Here is a 16,056-nt window from a genome sequence, read left to right as displayed (position 1 = left end):
CCCTCGGCGCCCGGAAGCAGGGGCGGGGTGGGCAGGGATCCCCTCGCACCGGGTGACGGAGAAAGGGCGGGTGGGTGGGGATCGGACCTCAACGGCCGGAAGCCAGGGCAGGGAGGGCGGGGATCGCCTCGCAGCGGGTGACGGGGAAAGGGCGGGTGGGTGGGGATCGGCCCTCGGCGGGTGGGCGGAGGTTGGGGCGAGCCGCGACGGTCGGCGGGTGGGCGGAGGTTGGGGTGAGACGCGGCGGTCGGCCGTGGGGGATTCCGAAGCGGGTTGCGGGGGTTGAGGGGGCCGGGTCCTCACACCGCGTGCAGCGCCAGTGTGGGTGACAGCCTTGCCGCTCGTACCGCGGGGTACAGCCCCGCCACCGTGCCGATCGCCAGAGTCGCTCCGAAGCCGCCCGCCATGGCCCAGGGCGGGACCACCCACGGCAGGTCGCCGGAGACCGCGTACGCCGCCGTCGCCGCCGCGCCGAGCGCCACGCCCGCCATGCCGCCGAGGCCCGACAGCATCAGGGACTCCGTCACGAACTGGATGCGGATCTGGCCGCGGGTCGCGCCCAGCGAGCGGCGCAGGCCGATCTCGTAGCGGCGCTCCAGAACCGAGATGATCATGGTGTTGGCTACGCCGACCCCGCCCACGAGCAGCGCGATGCCGCCGAGCCCGAGCAGCAGCGTGGAGAACGCCCCCTCCGTCGCCGCCTTCGCGCGGAGCGCCGACGACGGGTCGGTGACCTGGACGTTGCGCGGGTTCTCCGGGTCGATGGACGGGGCGAGGAGCTTGCGTACGTCGCCCACGGAGGCGTCGGTGGAGCGTTCGTACACCGACGTCGGGTGGCCGTCGAAGCCGAGCAGCTTCTTCGACGCGTCCCAGCCGGTCAGCGCCGACCGTTCGATGTCGGGCGCGAGGGGCAGCGGGTCGAGGATGCCGATGACGGTGAAGTACCGGTCGTCGATCCAGACCTGCTGTCCGGGTGAGGTGATGCCGAGGCGCTCCGCCGCGACGTGGCCGAGGACCACCGACGGATAGCGGCTGTTCGCCGCGTTGAACCAGGTGCCGTGCGCCGTCCCGCCGCGCAGTACCTTCAGCAGCCCCTCCGTGGCGGCCCGCACCGCGATGCCGCCTGTCTCGTCCTCGGGGATCTTCTCGCTGCGCCGTACGGAGCGTTCGAGGTCACCGGTGGCGCCGACGTCCTCGACCCCCTCGACGCGCCCGGCCCGGCCCGCGGCGTCCTCGGGGAGAGACACCTTCTCGCCGGAGAACATCGCCTCGCCCGGCGAGGCGATGAGCATGTTGGTGCCCAACTCGTCCAGTTCGTTCATGAGTTGGGCCTTGCTGGAGGATGAGATGCCGACTACTGCGACCATGGTCGCGATGCCGATGGCGATGCCGAGCGCGGACAGGACGACCCGTACGGGACGGCTGCGCAGACCGGCCGAGCCGACGTGCAGGACGTCGCGGGGGCTCAGCCGCGCCGCCTTCAGAGCGCGCCCCGCCTTCGTGCGCCTACGGGCCGTCACGCCGCCACCCCCGCGCCCCGCGTGTCCGCGACGACCTGTCCGTCCCGGATCCGTACCTGCCGGGGCAGCCGTTCGGCGATCTCCGTGTCGTGGGTGATGACGGCGATGGTCGCGCCCTCCGCGTTGAGGTCGTGCAGCAGGGCCATGACGGTCTCGCCGGATTCGGAGTCGAGCGCGCCGGTGGGTTCGTCGGCGAGCAGCAGGTCGGGTTCGCCGACGACCGCGCGGGCGATGGCGACGCGCTGTTTCTGACCGCCGGACAGTTCGTGCGGGCGGTGCCCCATGCGGTCGGCGAGGCCGACGCGCTCCAGTGCGTACGCGGCCCTGCGGCGCCGTTCGGCCCGCGAGAGGCCGGAGTAGAGCAGTCCCTCGGCGACGTTGTCGCGGGCGCTGATGCCGGGGACGAGGTGGAACGCCTGGAAGACGAAGCCGATGTGCCGGGCACGGAGCGCGGAGAGGCTGCGGTCGGTGAGCGCGGCGACGTCGTGCCCGGCGATGGCGACGGAGCCCGCGGTCGGCCGGTCGAGGGTGCCGACGATGTGCAGGAGGGTGGACTTGCCGGAGCCGGACGGGCCGACGATGGCGAGGAGTTCGCCGGCGGCGACGGTGAGGTCGACACCGCGGAGGGCGGCGACACCGCCCGGGTACTCCTTGGTCACGCCCCGCAAATCGACGACGGGGTACGGGACTTCGGGGCTGCTCCGGACTTCGGGGCTGCTCCGGACTTCGCGGCTGTTCGGCACGTCGGGGCTGTTGCTGTTCGGGGCGGCGGAACCAGGCGGGGCCTCGGAACCGGACGGGACTTCGATGTCGTTCATACCTTCGGCACCCCGACCTTCGCGCCCTCCCGTAGCCCGTCGCCGCTGACCTCGACCCGGCCCTGCCCGAACATGCCGAGCCGGACCTTGACGTCGCGGGTGCGGCCGCCCTCGACGACCTGGACGCCGAACCCGCCGCCGGGCAGCGCGAGAAGCGCGTTGACCGGTACGGACAGGACGTCCTTGCGGGTCTCGCCGGTGAGGTTGACGGTGACCGGGGACTGGTCGAAGCCGTCGACCTTGCCGGGGTCGTCGAAGGTGACGGTGACGGGGACCTTGGGGGTCTTGTCGTTCGGGTCGTCGCCGGGCTTGGCGGTCCTGCCGACGGACGCGACCTCGCCGTCGACCGTGGTGCCGTCCGGGAGCGTGACGGTGACCTTCGTGCCCTTCTTCGCCGAGCCGCCTTCCGCCACGTCGAGTTCGACGCGTACGACCCGTTCGGAGCCGGTCGTCGAGAGCACGGGTCTGCCCGGCGCGAGCTGATCGCCCGCGCTCGCCCCGGCGGACTTCACGCGGACCGCGGACGGCTGGAAGGAGATCTGCTCCGGTCCGACGCGCCCGGTCCGCTTGCGGTCGTGGGCCTTCTGCCAGAGCTTGACGGCAGCCGCCGTGCCGTCGGTGTAGGTGTCGTCGACGGCGAGCCCGGCCCCGTACCCGAGCGCCACCAGGTTCTCTTCGAGCTGGCGCACGTCGTTGCCCTTGTCGCCGGGCTTCAGCGTGCGGTACATGGGCTCGGTGCCGTACATGAGGCGGACGGGGGCACCGTTCACCTCGTAGAGCCGCCCGTCGCGCCGGACGGTGGAGCCGGTCTCGGCGCACCACGTCAGGGTGCCGGTGGTACCCGCGTTGACCTTGCGTTCCTTGGCGTAGCCGAGGGTGCCGTCGACCTGGGTGCCGCTGCTGAGGTCGCCGCGCTCGACATCGGCGGTGGCGGGCGGCAGGCCCGCTGCCCGGTGGCTGGACTCCTCCTTGCCGCCCGCGTCGGCGAGCGCGGTGACGGCTATCCCGCCGCCGGTGACGGCGAGCAGGGCGACGACGGTGGAGACGACCGCGGTGCGGCGCCTCATCCGACGATGCCCTTGCACGCCTCGGCGGCCTTCTCCATCTTCTTGGCCTCGGCGCCCTTGGGCATGGGCTGGGCCTGCATCGCGCCACCGTCGAACTTGGGGTCGGGCATGTTGTAGCCGTTCTTGCGCATGCACTGGGCGTACTTGAGCATCTTGTCCTTGTCGGCCTGCGAGGTGCCGCCGCCCTTGGAGCCGCCTCCCATGCCGCAGTCCTTCATGGCGGCCTGCATCTTCTCCTTGCTCATGTCACCGCCGATGGTGATGCCGCGGGCGTCCTGGCCGGACTTCGGCTCGGCCACCTTCAGGCCGTGCTTGCGCAGGCACTCGCGCTCCTTGAACGCCTTGTCGGCGTCGGCGCCCTTGCCGCCGTCGGCGCTGTCCGACGAGCCGGAACCCGAGCCGGACCCGGAGTCCGAGCCTGAGTCCGAGCCGGAGTCGTTCGAGCAGGCCCCGGCGAACAGGGCGAGTGCGGCGAAGGCTGACGCGACGGCCACCAAGCGGCTTCGGGTCGTACGGGCGGTCCTCATGTGGCTTCCCCTTACATCTGGACAGCTGGCGTGACGGACGCGCACAGGCTCGCGGGAAGCCGGGTTTCGTTTCTCTCAACGGGGACGCTTACACCGGCGAAAGGTCACTCTCAGGTACACAGGGCCCCATGCGCGTACTGCTGGTGGAGGACGAGGAATTCCTGGCCGAGATGATCGCCGAGGGGCTGCGCCGCGACGCGCTCGCCGTCGACGTCGCGGCCGACGGCCTGACCGCGCTGCGCAAACTCCAGCTCGGCGAGTACGACGTGCTCGTCCTCGACCGCGACCTGCCGGGCGTGCACGGCGACGAGGTGTGCCGCCGCGTCGTCGAGCAGCGCCTGCTGACCCGGGTCCTGATGCTGACGGCGTCGGGCACGGTGCGTGACCGGGTGGCGGGTCTGGGGCTCGGCGCGGACGACTACCTCACCAAGCCGTTCGCGTACGACGAGCTGCTCGCCCGCGTCCTGGCCCTCGGCCGCCGCGCGCGCCCCGCGCTGCCGCCGGTGATCGAGCGGGCGGGCCTGGTCCTGGACACCGCGCGCCGCCAGGCCAGCCGGGAGGGGCGGCATCTGTCGCTGTCCCGGAAGGAGTTCGCGGTCCTTGAGGCGCTGCTGCGGGCGGACGGCGCGGTGGTCAGCGGCGAGGACCTGATCGAGCAGGTCTGGGAGGAGGACACCAGTTACCGCACCAACGCGGTCCGGGTCACCCTCTCCAAGCTCCGCGCGAAGCTGGGCGAGCCGCCGGTGGTGGAGACGGTGCCGGGCGCCGGGTACCGGATCGCGGGGCGGTCGCTGTGACGCGGCGGCCCGTCCGTGCGCCGGTGGGGGTGCGGATGAGCGGCGAGCGGTCCCGCCTGACCGCTCTGTACGGAGGGCTGCTCGTGCTGGCCGGGGCGCTGCTGACCGGGCTCGTGTACCTGCTCGTGCAGCAGGGCCTGTACACGTCGATCAGCACGGCGGTGACCACGGCCGTGCCGCGGGGACCCGTCCCGCCCTGGAACGTGCCGATGCCGGTGAGCTCCGCGGTGCCCGCCCAGCGCCTCGACGGCGTGCCGGCGGACGTCGGGAAAGGTCTCGCGGTGACGAGGATCAGCGATCTGGCGGGCGAGGCCGCGCTCAGCCGCCTCCTCACCGTGTCCGTGATCGTCTTCACCGCGTACGCCGTCCTGTCGATCGCCCTCGCCTGGTGGATGGCGGGCCGGGTGCTCCGCCCGGTGGCCGTGATCACCGGGACCGCCCGCCGTCTGTCGGGGGCCAATCTGCACGAGCGGATCGCGCTGGACGCGCCGCCCGGCGAGCTGAAGCAGCTCGCCGACACCTTCGACGCGATGCTCGACCGGATAGAGCGGCTCGTCGGCGCGCAGCAGCGGTTCGCGGCCAACGCGGCGCACGAGCTGCGCACTCCGCTGGCGGTGCAGCGGGCGGCGGCGGAGATCGGGCTCGCCGGCGCTCCCGACGCGGAGCGGGTGGCGAGGATCCGTACGAAGCTGATCTCCGTCGCCGACGACAGCGAGCACCTCATCGAGGGGCTGCTGCTGCTCGCCGCGTCGGAGCAGGGCCTGGAGCGGCGCGAGCCGGTCGCGGTGGACGTCCTCGCGCACGCCGTCGCGGACGGTCTCTCCGAAGAGGCCGCCCGGCGTGCGGTCACCGTGGCGGTACGTGCGGATCCGCTGACGGTGGAGGGCGACGGCGTCCTGCTCGACCGGCTGGTCCACAACCTCGTGGCGAACGCGGTGCGCTACAACGCTCCGCAGGGCCGGGTGAGCGTCGTCGTCAGCGGCGACGGCACGCTGGAGGTCGCCAATACGGGGCCGCAGGTGCCGCCGGACACCGTCCCGCACCTCTTCGAACCCTTCCGGCGGCTGGCGGAGCGCACCCATGCGCGCGGGGAGGGCGCCGGGCTCGGCCTGTCCATCGTGGCGGCCATCGCGCGGGCGCACGACGCGGAGGTCCTGGCGGAGGCGAACGGGGCGGGCGGCGGGCTCACCGTACGGGTGCGGTTCGCGGGGGCCGAGGGCTCTCGTACGGGTGCGGGGTCCAAGGGCTCTCGTACGGGTGCGGGTGCCGGGGCTTGAGGAGGTCCGGCCCGGACGGACGCGGGTGCCGAGGGGGTGAGAGGTCCGGCCCGGACGGACGCGGCTCAGTGCCGGTAGAAGATGCGGTCGCTGTACTCCTGGAAGATGCGGCCGTTCCAGTCGTGGCCGCCGTCCACGTTCCCCGACCTCAGGACGGGCGGCTGGCCGCCGCGCGCGGCGAGCTGCTCGATGGCGGCGGCGGTCATGGCCTGCACCAGCGCGTTGGTGACCACGCTGGAGGCGGGCCCGAACGGAGCATCGACCCCGTCGAGGCTCAGTTCGGCGTCGCCTACCCCGATCTTGGAGTCGACCACCACGTCGCAGTGGTCCTTGAGGAAGGTGCCGGAGACGTGCCGCGACCTGGTCTGCGACGCGTACGCCACCGAGGTCACGCCGATGACCTTCAGGCCGAGGGCGCGGGCGTTCATGGCCATCTCCACGGGCAGCGAGTTCCGCCCGGAGAGCGAGATGATCACGAGTACGTCGCCGGGGCGGGCCGGCGAGGAGTCGAGGACGGCGCCCGCGAGGCCGTCGACCCGCTCCAGGGCGGAGCCCAGCGTGGCGGGCATGACGTCGACGCCGACCACGCCGGGGACGGCGAGGAGGTTGATGAGGGCGAGGCCGCCCGCGCGGTAGACGACGTCCTGCGCGGCGAGCGAGGAGTGTCCGGCGCCGAAGGCGAAGAGGCGGTTGCCGGACTCCACCGCGTCGGCGAGCAGGGTGCCCGCGTCGGCGACGTTCCCGGACTCCTCGTCGCGGACCCGCTGCAGCAGACCGATGGCGGCGTCGAAATACTGACCTGCAAGCTTGCTCTCGCTCTTCGAGCTCATTCGCATCACGTTGCGGTCTGGACCAGTGCCGTGTCAACACCGTCGCGGGCCGGTCCCGGGCGGGAATTCCACCGGCGCGGCACGGTTGTCAGTGGTATGCGTCAGAATTGAGGGCAGGGCCAGCGCACGAGCGAATTCTGAGGGGCACCCATGTCGGGGCTGATTGACACCACTGAGATGTATTTGCGCACCATCCTCGAACTCGAGGAGGAAGGTGTGGTCCCCATGCGCGCCCGGATCGCCGAGCGGCTCGACCAGAGCGGACCGACGGTGAGCCAGACCGTGGCGCGCATGGAGCGCGACGGCCTGGTGGCGGTCGCCAGCGACCGGCACCTGGAGCTCACCGAGGAGGGCCGCCGCCTGGCCACCCGCGTGATGCGCAAGCACCGCCTGGCGGAGTGCCTGCTCGTCGACGTGATCGGTCTTGAGTGGGAGCAGGTGCACGCCGAGGCCTGCCGCTGGGAGCACGTGATGAGCGAGGCGGTGGAGCGCCGCGTCCTCGAGCTCCTGCGCCACCCCACCGAGTCGCCGTACGGCAATCCGATCCCGGGCCTCGAGGAGCTGGGCGAGAAGGACGGCGCGGACCCGTTCCTGGACGAGGGCATGGTCTCCCTGTCGGAGCTCGACCCGGGCTCCGAGGGCAAGACGGTCGTCGTGCGCCGCATCGGCGAGCCGATCCAGACGGACGCCCAGCTGATGTACACGCTGCGGCGGGCCGGCGTTCAGCCGGGCTCCGTGGTGAGCGTGACGGAGTCGGCGGGCGGCGTGCTCGTGGGGAGCAGCGGCGAGGCCGCGGAGCTCACCGCGGAGGTCGCGTCGCACGTCTTCGTCGCCAAGCGCTGAGCCGCGCGCCTTCGGCGGCCGTCCTTGACGGCCGTCGTCGGTGGTCGGCACCGGCGTGCCGGTGTCGCCGTCCGGCCGTCCGTCGGCGTACCCGGGTCCTCCCGGACCACTCCCGGAGCACTGTCGGAGCGCCGACGGAGCACTGAGGTCAACTCCCATGACTGGAGGGGCAGTTGACAAGGATCCACGATCTCCGCCAGATCTTGCGGAATCCAAGATTCAGTGTGCGGAATCGCAGCGCGCGAGCGTTTTGCGTGCGAGGCTGTCGCGAGAGGCATATGACCTGAGGGCTCTTGACCGTGTCGGCACCAGGTCTGGCCGCACGGCCGGAGAGGGGGCTGGAGGATGTGCCCGTCTGGTAAGCGCGAACGTCCGCCCGGCCCAGGCCGGCGGGGAAGAAGTGAGGGCCCCGACGCCCTTGAGCGCCGGGGCCTGTCCTCCCCTGTACTGACCCAGAGCCCCGAGCTCTCAGGGTCATTCCCCTCGGACCGGTTTCCCCGAGCGGTCCGCCCCCCGTGGAAAATCTCCCCTCGGCCACGCCGGTCAATCCTGAGCATGGTCACCCGAACGAGGGGTGTTATCGGCGAATCGGCCGATTTCGAAAGAGAGTTCGATAGCGTGCGGGGGCGTGAGCAGGGCCAGGCGTGGAACCCGAGCGGAACCTAGGGGGGTGCCAGGAATCATGGTGCGGCGCATCGACGTGACGGGCGCGGGTGGCGTACGCCTCGCCGCCTGGGAGTACGCCGACCCTCCCAAGCTGCGGGAGGCCGAGGGGGCGCCGGGCGGGGTGCTGTTACTGCACGGCCTGATGGGCCGCGCATCCCACTGGACCGGTACGGCCCGCTGGCTCGCCGAGCGGCACCGCGCGGTCGCCCTCGACCAGCGCGGCCACGGCAGGAGCGAGAAGCCCGCCGACGGCCCCTACACCCGCGATGCCTACGTGGACGACGCCGAAGCCGCCCTCGTCCAGCTCGACCTCGCGCCCGCCGTCCTCATCGGCCACTCCATGGGCGCCCTCACCGCCTGGCAGCTCGCCGCCCGCCGCCCCGACCTCGTCCGGGGCCTGATCATCTGCGACATGCGGGCCTCCGCGCTCGGGGCGGCCTCGCAGCGCGAGTGGGAGGACTGGTTCAAGTCCTGGCCGGTGCCGTTCGCGACGCTCGCCGACGTACGCAAGTGGTTCGGCGAGGACGACCCCTGGGTGGAGCGGCCCAACCCCGCGCGAGGTGAGTTCTTCGCCGAGATCATGGCGGAGGGCACGGACGGCTGGCGTCCCGTCTTCGACCGGGCGCAGATGCTGGAGTCCCGCGAGACGTGGGTGCACGACGCGCACTGGGAGGAGCTGATCCAGGTCCGCTGCCCCACGCTCGTGGTGCGCGGCCAGGACGGTGAGCTGGGGCGGGCCGAGTCCCAGGAGATGGTGCGGGTGCTTCCGCGGGGGGAGTATGCGGAGGTGGCCGACGCGGGGCATCTTGTGCACTATGACCAGCCTGCGGCGTGGCGGGCGGCGATCGAACCGTTTCTGGACGGGGTCCTGGCGGGGTAGTGGGCGCCGCCCTGTCGTGGCCTGCGGCCTACTCGTCCTCAATCGCCGGACGGGCTTGAAATGTCCCCACCGTCGCCGGACGGGCGCGGAATGTTCTTACCGCTGCCGGACGAGCGTGGAATGTTCTTCCTGTCGCCGGACGGGCGCGGGATGTTCTTACCACCGCCGGACAGGCTCTTGATGTTCCCTCGCCCGCCGGACGGGCCGAAATGTCCCCACCGCCACCGGGGACGGGCCTGAAATGTCCCCACCGCCGCCGGACGGCAGCCCGCGTCAGGGGCTCAGGCGTTCGACTTGCCAGGGGCCGCCGGACTCCGGCCGTACGTACCGGAGGCGGTCGTGCAGGCGGTCCGCTCTGCCCTGCCAGAATTCCACCGTCAGGGGGCGGACGCGGAAGCCGCCCCAGTGCGGGGGGACCGGGACCTGTTCGCCCTCGGGGTAGCGGGCCGCCAAGTCGGCGTAGGCGCGGTCGAGTTCCGTGCGGGAGGCCAGTACGGAGGACTGGGCGCTGGCCCAGGCGCCGAGCTGGGAGCCGTGCGGGCGGGTCCGGAAGTAGGCGACCGTCTCCTCGCGGCCGACGCGCTCCGCGACGCCGGTGACGGTCACCTGGCGGGCCACGGCGTGCCAGGGGAAGAGCAGGGAGACGTACGGGTTGACGGTGAGCTCGCGGGACTTGCGGGACTCGTAGTTGGTGAAGAAGACGAAGCCGCGCTCGTCGAAGCCCTTCAGGAGCACCGTGCGGGAGCTGGGGCGGCCCGCCGCGTCGGCCGTGGAGACCACCATGGCGTTCGGCTCGTGGACGGCGGCCCCGGGGCCCGCCGCCTCCTTGAACCAGAGCGCGAACTGGTCCATGGGCCCCTCCGGCAGATCCGCCTCGGCGAGGCCCGCGGTGACGTACTGCTCGCGCATGTCGGCCGGTTCGGGAAGGGGTTCGGGAAAGACTGCGCTGTCGGTCACACAGTCATCCTGCCGTATGCGGGCGGTCCCGGCGGGGCATCCTCGAGAGGTGACGTGTGGCACTGAGTGCCGCACCGCGTCGCCAAAGGTGGCACCAGGGGATATCGTCCTGCTGCCGAACCGGTTGGGTGACCACCTGCCTCACTGGGCATGACCGGAGTGAACGTTCCGGACCGCGAGTCGACGAATTCGCCACAGATGGGCGGATCGGACCGCGTAACCGGGCCGTGTTCGCCCCTTTTTGACCGATGGTCATGAGCTGATCGCCTTGCCTCACTCGACAACCATCACGCCGAACCCATCACGAGGAGCCGCCTGATGTCCGACTTCGTACCCGGACTTGAAGGAGTCGTCGCGTTCGAGACGGAGATCGCCGAACCGGACAAGGAAGGTGGCGCGCTGCGCTACCGCGGCGTCGACATCGAGGACCTGGTCGGCCACGTCTCCTTCGGGAACGTGTGGGGCCTGCTCGTCGACGGCGCCTTCAACCCGGGCCTGCCGCCCGCCGAGCCCTTCCCGATTCCGGTGCACTCCGGCGACATTCGCGTCGACGTGCAGTCCGCGCTCGCGATGCTCGCCCCCGTGTGGGGACTGCGGCCGCTGCTCGACATCAGCGAGGAGCAGGCCCGCGAGGACCTGGCGCGCGCCGCCGTCATGGCGCTCTCCTACGTCGCCCAGTCGGCCCGCGGGCAGGGCCTGCCGATGGTGCCGCAGCGGGAGATCGACAAGGCCGGCACCGTCGTCGAACGGTTCATGAAGCGGTGGCGCGGCGAGCCCGACCCCAAGCACGTGCAGGCCGTCGACGCGTACTGGACGTCGGCCGCCGAGCACGGCATGAACGCCTCCACCTTCACCGCCCGCGTCATCGCCTCCACCGGCGCGGACGTCGCGGCGGCGCTGAGCGGGGCCGTCGGCGCGATGTCGGGACCGCTGCACGGCGGCGCCCCGTCCCGGGTCCTCGGCATGATCGAGGAGATCGAGCGGACGGGCGACGCGGTCGCGTACGTGAAGCAGGCCCTGGACAAGGGCGAGCGGCTCATGGGCTTCGGGCACCGCGTGTACCGGGCCGAGGACCCGCGCGCGCGAGTGCTCCGGCGCACCGCCCGTGAGCTGGGGGCGCCGCGCTTCGAGGTCGCGGAGGCGCTTGAGAAGGCGGCGCTCGACGAGCTGCACGCCCGCAGGCCCGACCGGGTGCTCGCCACGAACGTGGAGTTCTGGGCGGCGATCGTCCTGGACTTCGCGGAGGTGCCGGCGCACATGTTCACGTCGATGTTCACGTGTGCGCGGACGGCCGGGTGGTCGGCGCACATTCTTGAGCAGAAGCGGACGGGGCGGTTGGTCCGGCCCTCGGCCCGGTATGTGGGTCCCTCCGCGCGGGAGCCGCGGGCGATCGAGGGGTACGACGAGATCACCCGCTGACGTCGTCGTGCGCCAGGGTCTCGGGGCTCTGCCCCAGGAGAGCGAGCCACGGCTCCGTCAGCCCAGGGACGACTCCACCAGCACCGTCCACTGCGCCACCACCCGCCCCCGCCGCACCCCGTCATCCGTCAGCAGGTTCGCCAGGCCCAGGCCGCGGGCCATGTCCAGGAGGCCCTGGATCGTCTCCCGGACGCCGGGCGCGGACTCGTCCGCGCCCAACAGCTCCACCGCGATCCGGTGGGTCTCGCGGCCGACGCGGGCCTCCAGCTCCGTGACCCGCCCCCCGAGCTGGGGCTCGTTGGAAGCGGCCACCCACAGGTGGAGGGCCGCGCGGAACAGCGGGCCCGTGTAGAGGTCGACCAGGGCCGCGACCACCGAGGCGCGGTCCTGGGCCGGGAGGGCGCGCAGGGCCGTGGAGCGCTGTTCGGCGACGTACTCCACGGCCGCCGTGAACAGGTCCTCCCGGGTCGGGAAGTGGTGCTGGGCCGCGCCCCGCGAGACGCCCGCCCGCTCGGCGACCACCGAGACCGTCGAGCCCGCCCAGCCGTGCTCGGCGAGGCAGGACACCGCGGCCTCCAGGAGTTTCTGGCGCGTCGCGCGGCTGCGGTCCTGCTTGGGCGAGCGGTCCGCGGCGGTCACAGCACCCATGGGCGCTCCCGTCGTTCGAGGAACGCCGTCATTCCCTCGCGCGCCTCCGCGGAGGCGAAGAGTCGCGCGGACAGGGCCGTGACGGCGTCCGATTGGTCGTCGAATGCGTCGAGCACCCTAGCCGTGAGCAGCTTCTTCGTCTCGGCCAGGGCGTGCGGCGCCGCCGCGCGGAGCCCGTCGAGCATCGGGGCGAGGGCGGCGTCGACGTCCGTCGCGTACGTCGTGACCAGGCCGATCCTGGCCGCCTCCGCCGCGTCGAAGCGCTCCCCGGTGAGGAACCAGCGGGACGCGGCGCCCGGGTCGATGCGGGGCAGCAGGGGCAGGGAGATCACGGCCGGGGCGACGCCGATGTGCACTTCTGTGAACGCGAAGGACGCGGCCGGGCCCGCGACCGCCAGGTCGCAGGCGCCGAGCAGCCCGAGGCCGCCCGCCCGCACGTGGCCGTCCACCCGCGCGAGAACCGGCTTGGGGAGCTCGACGAGCTGACGCAGCAGCCGTACGAAGTCGAGCGGGTCGGGCGGCGCCTTCAGGTCGGCCCCGGAGCAGAACGTCGTCCCGGTGTGGGTGAGCAGGACGGCGCGCACGGCGCTGTCCTCGCCGAGGCTGTGCAGGGCCTGTGCGAGGGCGCCCACCAGCTCCGCCGAGAGCGCGTTGCGGCGGTCGGGGAAGTCCAGGGTGACGGTGGTGATGCCGCGTTCCGGTGGGGAGACGACGAGGCTCATGAACCGCTCCTCAGTAGGACTTGGGCAGGCCGAGCGTCTGGTGCGAGACGTAGTTGAGGATCATCTCCCGGCTCACCGGGGCGATCCGCGCCACGCGGGACGCGACGATCAGCGAGGCGAGGCCGAACTCCTTCGTCAGGCCGTTGCCGCCCAGCGTGTGCACGGACTGGTCGACGGCCTTCACGCAGGCGTCGGCGGCGGCGAGTTTGGCCATGTTGGCGGCTTCGCCCGCGCCGATGTCGTCGCCTTCGTCGTAGAGCCTGGCGGCCTTCTGCATCATCAGGCGGGCCAGTTCGATCTCGACGTGGGACTGGGCCAGGGGGTGGGCGATGGCCTGGTGGGCGCCGATCGGGGACTTCCACACGCTGCGTTCCTTGGCGTACTCGACGGCGCGGGAGAGCGCGTAGCGGCCCATGCCGAGTGCGAACGCGGCCGTCATGATGCGCTCGGGGTTGAGGCCCGCGAAGAGCTGGAGAAGGCCCGCGTCCTCGTCGCCGACGAGCGCGTCGGCGGGCAGTCGCACGTCGTCGAGGGCGAGCTCGAACTGCTTCTCCGCGGCCTGGAGTTCCATGTCGATCTGGTGCCGTTCGAAGCCGGGGGCGTCGCGCGGGACGATGAACAGGCAGGGCTTGAGGTTGCCGGTGCGGGCGTCCGAGGTGCGGCCGACGATGAGGGTCGCGTCGGCGATGTCGACGCCGGAGATGAAGACCTTGCGGCCGGTGAGGAGCCAGTCGCCGGAGTCCGGGTCGCGGCGGGCCGTGGTGGTGATGCGGTGGGAGTTGGAGCCCGCGTCGGGCTCGGTGATCCCGAAGGCCATGGTGCGCGAGCCGTCGGCGAGGCCGGGCAGCCAGGCCCGCTTCTGTTCCTCGGTGCCGAAGCGGGCGATGACCGTGCCGCAGATCGCGGGTGAGACGACCATCATGAGCAGGGGGCAGCCCGCCGCGCCCAACTCCTCCAGGACGATGGACAGTTCCGCTATTCCGCCGCCCCCTCCCCCGTACTCCTCGGGCAGGTTCACGCCGAGGTAGCCGAGCTTGGCGGCGTCCGCCCACAGCTCGTCGGGGTGGCCGCCGCGGTCGGCGACGCGGGCCAGGTAGTCGCGTCCGTACCGGCGGCCGAGAGCGGCGACGGCGGTGCGCAGGGCCTGGTGCTCCTCGGTTTCGAGGACGGTGCTGCGGGCGGTGCTGCGGGCGGTGCTCATGAGGCTTCTTCCTCCTGGACGACGGCTTGCACGACGGCGAGCAGTGCGCCGACCTCGACCTGGCGGCCGGGTACGGCGTGCAGGGCGGTGAGCGTTCCGGAGGCGGGAGCGCAGATGCGGTGCTCCATCTTCATGGCCTCCAGCCAGACGAGGGGCTGCCCGGCCGTGACCGGCTCCCCCTCGGCGACTCCTTCGGCGACGCGGACGACGGTGCCGGGCATGGGGGCGAGCAGCGAGCCGGGGGCGCGGCGGGTGGCGGGTTCGGGGAGCAGCGGGAGCGGGGTGAGGGCGGTGTCGCCGCGGGGGGTGGTGACGTGCACGCGGTCGGCGTACCGCGCGACCGTGTACGTGCGGCGCACGCCGTCGGCTTCGAGCACGACGCGCCAGGACGACACGCTCACCACGCTCACGCCGTCGGCGGCCGGGCCCTGCCGGGTGTGGTGGTAGCGGACCTCGTGCTCGGTGCCGTCGGGCTCGGTGCGGTAGCGCTTGAGGTGGTCCTGGGAGCGGAGGTTGCGCCAGCCGCCGAAGCGGGAGCGGCCGTGCGCGTCGGCGAGCGCGGCGGCCAGTGGGGCGTGCGGGTCGGGCGCGGCGGCGGCGAGCGCGGTGGCGTGCCGGTCGTAGAAGCCGGTGTCCATGCGGGCGGCGGTGAACTCGGGGTGCCGCAGGGAGCGTACGAGCAGGTCGCGGTTGGTGACCGGGCCGTGCACGGCGGCGCGTTCCAGGGCGCCCGCCAGCTTGCGCAGGGCCTCGGCGCGGGTCGGCGCGTGGGCGACCGCCTTGGCGAGCATCGCGTCGTAGTGCACGCCGATGGTGTCGCCCGCGGCGTAGCCGGTGTCCAGGCGCACCCCGCCGGGCACGTCGAGGCGGTGCAGGGTGCCGGTCTGCGGGGCCCAGTCGGCCGCCGGGTCCTCCGCGTAGAGGCGGGCCTCGACGGCGTGTCCCCGCGCGGCGGGCGGGTCCTTCTCCAGGGCGAGCCCCTCGGCGATCCGGATCTGCAGGGCCACGAGGTCGATCCCGAACACGGCCTCGGTGACGGGGTGTTCGACCTGGAGGCGGGTGTTCATCTCCAGGAAGTGCGCGCGCCCTTCGGCCACCAGGAACTCGACGGTGCCCGCGCCCCGGTAGTCGGTGACGCGGGCGGCGCGCACGGCCCGCTCGTGCAGTTCGGCGACGAGCCCGGGGGCGAGGCCGGGCGCCGGGGATTCCTCGATGACCTTCTGGTAGCGCCGCTGCAGGGTGCAGTCACGGGTGCCGAGCGGCCATACGGTGCCGTGCGCGTCGGCCATGATCTGCACCTCGACGTGCCGGCCGCCCTCGACGTACGGCTCGACGAACACCTCCCCGTCCCCGAAGGCACTGACCGCCTCCGCCCGGGCCGCCGCCAACTCCTGCTCCAACAGAGCCAGTTCACGTACGACACGCATGCCGCGTCCGCCGCCGCCCGCCGCCGCCTTCACGAGGACCGGCAGGTCGTCCTCGGTGACGTCGCCGAGAGGGATGATGCCCAGCAGTTCCTTGGCGCGCGTCTTGGACGCCATCGCCTCGATCGCCTCGGGCGGCGGGCCGATCCAGCCGAGCCCCGCGTCGAGGACGGCCCGCGCGAAGGCGGCGTTCTCGGAGAGGAAGCCGTAGCCGGGGTGGATCGCGTCGGCGCCCGCGGCCTGTGCGGCCTTCACGACGAGGTCGCCGCGCAGGTACGTGTCCGAGGGCGCCGCGCCCGGCAGCCGTACCGCCGTGTCGGCCTCGCGTACGTGCAGGGCGTCCGCGTCGGCGTCGGAGTGCACGGCGACGGTGGCGATGCCGAGCTCGCGGCAGGTGCGGAAGACGCGACAGGCGATCTCGCCCCGGTTGGCCACCAACAGGGAAGTAATCATGGGGAGT

At 72.5% G+C, this 16,056-nt stretch carries 15 protein-coding genes; 5 read left to right on the top strand and 10 right to left on the bottom strand.

All coding sequences use genetic code 11. From position 1 onward, the window contains the following. Nucleotides 1–299 precede the first annotated feature (299 nt). The 4 genes from ACFVYL_RS10160 to ACFVYL_RS10145 are packed head-to-tail and all read right to left on the bottom strand — an operon-like array spanning nucleotide 300 to nucleotide 3,932. Nucleotides 300–1,520, bottom strand: a complete 1,221-nt coding sequence (locus ACFVYL_RS10160; protein WP_389714297.1) for an ABC transporter permease — start codon at nucleotides 1,518–1,520, stop codon at nucleotides 300–302. Then, the gene (locus tag ACFVYL_RS10155; protein ID WP_389714295.1) at nucleotides 1,517–2,338 is read right to left on the bottom strand and encodes an ABC transporter ATP-binding protein; all 822 of its coding nucleotides are present in this window, start codon (nucleotides 2,336–2,338) and stop codon (nucleotides 1,517–1,519) included. Before ACFVYL_RS10155 ends, ACFVYL_RS10160 begins: the two co-directional genes overlap by 4 nt. Further along, nucleotides 2,335–3,405, bottom strand: a complete 1,071-nt coding sequence (locus ACFVYL_RS10150) for a peptidoglycan-binding protein (RefSeq protein ID WP_389714293.1) — start codon at nucleotides 3,403–3,405, stop codon at nucleotides 2,335–2,337. The genes ACFVYL_RS10155 and ACFVYL_RS10150 overlap by 4 nt, the downstream gene beginning before the upstream one ends. Next, nucleotides 3,402–3,932: a hypothetical protein gene (locus tag ACFVYL_RS10145; protein WP_389714291.1), complete on the bottom strand. Its 531-nt coding sequence runs from the start codon at nucleotides 3,930–3,932 to the stop codon at nucleotides 3,402–3,404. The genes ACFVYL_RS10150 and ACFVYL_RS10145 overlap by 4 nt, the downstream gene beginning before the upstream one ends. Before the next feature lie 128 nt (nucleotides 3,933–4,060). On the opposite strand from ACFVYL_RS10145, the gene ACFVYL_RS10140 reads away from it, so the two are divergent. Beyond that, nucleotides 4,061–4,729 (top strand): response regulator transcription factor, encoded by a 669-nt coding sequence (locus ACFVYL_RS10140; protein ID WP_389714290.1) that lies wholly within the window; start codon nucleotides 4,061–4,063, stop codon nucleotides 4,727–4,729. 35 nt (nucleotides 4,730–4,764) lie between these two features. Continuing rightward, a complete protein-coding gene (locus ACFVYL_RS10135; RefSeq protein ID WP_389714288.1) occupies nucleotides 4,765–6,006 on the top strand; it encodes a sensor histidine kinase in 1,242 nt (413 codons plus the stop codon). A 65-nt stretch (nucleotides 6,007–6,071) separates the two neighbouring features. Here the strand turns inward: ACFVYL_RS10135 and ACFVYL_RS10130 are convergent, their stop codons facing one another. Continuing rightward, entirely contained in the window at nucleotides 6,072–6,836 is a 765-nt protein-coding gene (locus ACFVYL_RS10130; RefSeq protein WP_389714286.1) for an SIS domain-containing protein, read from the bottom strand. Between the two features lie 150 nt (nucleotides 6,837–6,986). Here ACFVYL_RS10130 and ACFVYL_RS10125 point away from each other — a divergent pair, with 150 nt between their 5' ends. Together ACFVYL_RS10125 and ACFVYL_RS10120 are read left to right on the top strand one after the other, a co-directional pair. Next, complete coding sequence (locus ACFVYL_RS10125) at nucleotides 6,987–7,679, top strand: metal-dependent transcriptional regulator (RefSeq protein ID WP_389714284.1); 693 nt, start codon at nucleotides 6,987–6,989, stop codon at nucleotides 7,677–7,679. A gap of 682 nt (nucleotides 7,680–8,361) precedes the next feature. Continuing rightward, nucleotides 8,362–9,225 carry an alpha/beta fold hydrolase gene (locus ACFVYL_RS10120; RefSeq protein ID WP_389714375.1) on the top strand — a complete coding sequence of 288 codons (864 nt, stop codon included), beginning with the start codon at nucleotides 8,362–8,364 and terminating at the stop codon, nucleotides 9,223–9,225. 273 nt (nucleotides 9,226–9,498) lie between these two features. Here ACFVYL_RS10120 and pdxH read toward each other — a convergent pair whose 3' ends face one another. Further along, complete coding sequence (gene pdxH, locus ACFVYL_RS10115) at nucleotides 9,499–10,134, bottom strand: pyridoxamine 5'-phosphate oxidase (protein WP_389714374.1); 636 nt, start codon at nucleotides 10,132–10,134, stop codon at nucleotides 9,499–9,501. Nucleotides 10,135–10,500: 366 nt separating this feature from the next. Here pdxH and ACFVYL_RS10110 point away from each other — a divergent pair, with 366 nt between their 5' ends. Further along, on the top strand, nucleotides 10,501–11,601 hold the full coding sequence (locus tag ACFVYL_RS10110; protein ID WP_389714282.1) for a citrate synthase 2: 1,101 nt from the start codon (nucleotides 10,501–10,503) through the stop codon (nucleotides 11,599–11,601). A gap of 57 nt (nucleotides 11,602–11,658) precedes the next feature. Here ACFVYL_RS10110 and ACFVYL_RS10105 read toward each other — a convergent pair whose 3' ends face one another. From ACFVYL_RS10105 to ACFVYL_RS10090, 4 genes are read right to left on the bottom strand one after another with little or no spacing between them, the layout of a single operon-like run. Continuing rightward, nucleotides 11,659–12,249, bottom strand: coding sequence for a TetR/AcrR family transcriptional regulator (locus tag ACFVYL_RS10105; RefSeq protein WP_389714280.1), 591 nt, complete (start codon nucleotides 12,247–12,249; stop codon nucleotides 11,659–11,661). Continuing rightward, nucleotides 12,237–12,971, bottom strand: coding sequence for an enoyl-CoA hydratase family protein (locus ACFVYL_RS10100; protein WP_389714279.1), 735 nt, complete (start codon nucleotides 12,969–12,971; stop codon nucleotides 12,237–12,239). Before ACFVYL_RS10100 ends, ACFVYL_RS10105 begins: the two co-directional genes overlap by 13 nt. 10 nt (nucleotides 12,972–12,981) lie before the next feature. After that, on the bottom strand, nucleotides 12,982–14,172 hold the full coding sequence (locus ACFVYL_RS10095) for an acyl-CoA dehydrogenase family protein (protein ID WP_389714278.1): 1,191 nt from the start codon (nucleotides 14,170–14,172) through the stop codon (nucleotides 12,982–12,984). Next, nucleotides 14,169–16,049 (bottom strand): acetyl/propionyl/methylcrotonyl-CoA carboxylase subunit alpha, encoded by a 1,881-nt coding sequence (locus tag ACFVYL_RS10090; protein ID WP_389714277.1) that lies wholly within the window; start codon nucleotides 16,047–16,049, stop codon nucleotides 14,169–14,171. Before ACFVYL_RS10090 ends, ACFVYL_RS10095 begins: the two co-directional genes overlap by 4 nt. Nucleotides 16,050–16,056 lie beyond the last annotated feature (7 nt).

It is taken from the genome of Streptomyces sp. NPDC058308 (assembly GCF_042880275.1).
Taxonomy (GTDB): Bacteria; Actinomycetota; Actinomycetes; order Streptomycetales; family Streptomycetaceae; genus Streptomyces.
This window is presented reverse-complemented; position numbering and strand designations above follow the sequence as displayed.

Coding starts and splice junctions, on each gene's coding strand:
- ACFVYL_RS10155 (WP_389714295.1), bottom strand. CDS start 2,338: ATGAACGACATCGAAGTCCCGTCCGGTTCCGAGGCCCCGCCTGGTTCC.
- ACFVYL_RS10150 (WP_389714293.1), bottom strand. CDS start 3,405: ATGAGGCGCCGCACCGCGGTCGTCTCCACCGTCGTCGCCCTGCTCGCC.
- ACFVYL_RS10145 (WP_389714291.1), bottom strand. CDS start 3,932: ATGAGGACCGCCCGTACGACCCGAAGCCGCTTGGTGGCCGTCGCGTCA.
- ACFVYL_RS10140 (WP_389714290.1), top strand. CDS start 4,061: ATGCGCGTACTGCTGGTGGAGGACGAGGAATTCCTGGCCGAGATGATC.
- ACFVYL_RS10135 (WP_389714288.1), top strand. CDS start 4,765: ATGAGCGGCGAGCGGTCCCGCCTGACCGCTCTGTACGGAGGGCTGCTC.
- ACFVYL_RS10130 (WP_389714286.1), bottom strand. CDS start 6,836: ATGAGCTCGAAGAGCGAGAGCAAGCTTGCAGGTCAGTATTTCGACGCC.
- ACFVYL_RS10125 (WP_389714284.1), top strand. CDS start 6,987: ATGTCGGGGCTGATTGACACCACTGAGATGTATTTGCGCACCATCCTC.
- ACFVYL_RS10120 (WP_389714375.1), top strand. CDS start 8,362: ATGGTGCGGCGCATCGACGTGACGGGCGCGGGTGGCGTACGCCTCGCC.
- pdxH (WP_389714374.1), bottom strand. CDS start 10,134: ATGCGCGAGCAGTACGTCACCGCGGGCCTCGCCGAGGCGGATCTGCCG.
- ACFVYL_RS10110 (WP_389714282.1), top strand. CDS start 10,501: ATGTCCGACTTCGTACCCGGACTTGAAGGAGTCGTCGCGTTCGAGACG.
- ACFVYL_RS10105 (WP_389714280.1), bottom strand. CDS start 12,249: ATGGGTGCTGTGACCGCCGCGGACCGCTCGCCCAAGCAGGACCGCAGC.
- ACFVYL_RS10100 (WP_389714279.1), bottom strand. CDS start 12,971: ATGAGCCTCGTCGTCTCCCCACCGGAACGCGGCATCACCACCGTCACC.
- ACFVYL_RS10095 (WP_389714278.1), bottom strand. CDS start 14,172: ATGAGCACCGCCCGCAGCACCGCCCGCAGCACCGTCCTCGAAACCGAG.
- ACFVYL_RS10090 (WP_389714277.1), bottom strand. CDS start 16,049: ATGATTACTTCCCTGTTGGTGGCCAACCGGGGCGAGATCGCCTGTCGC.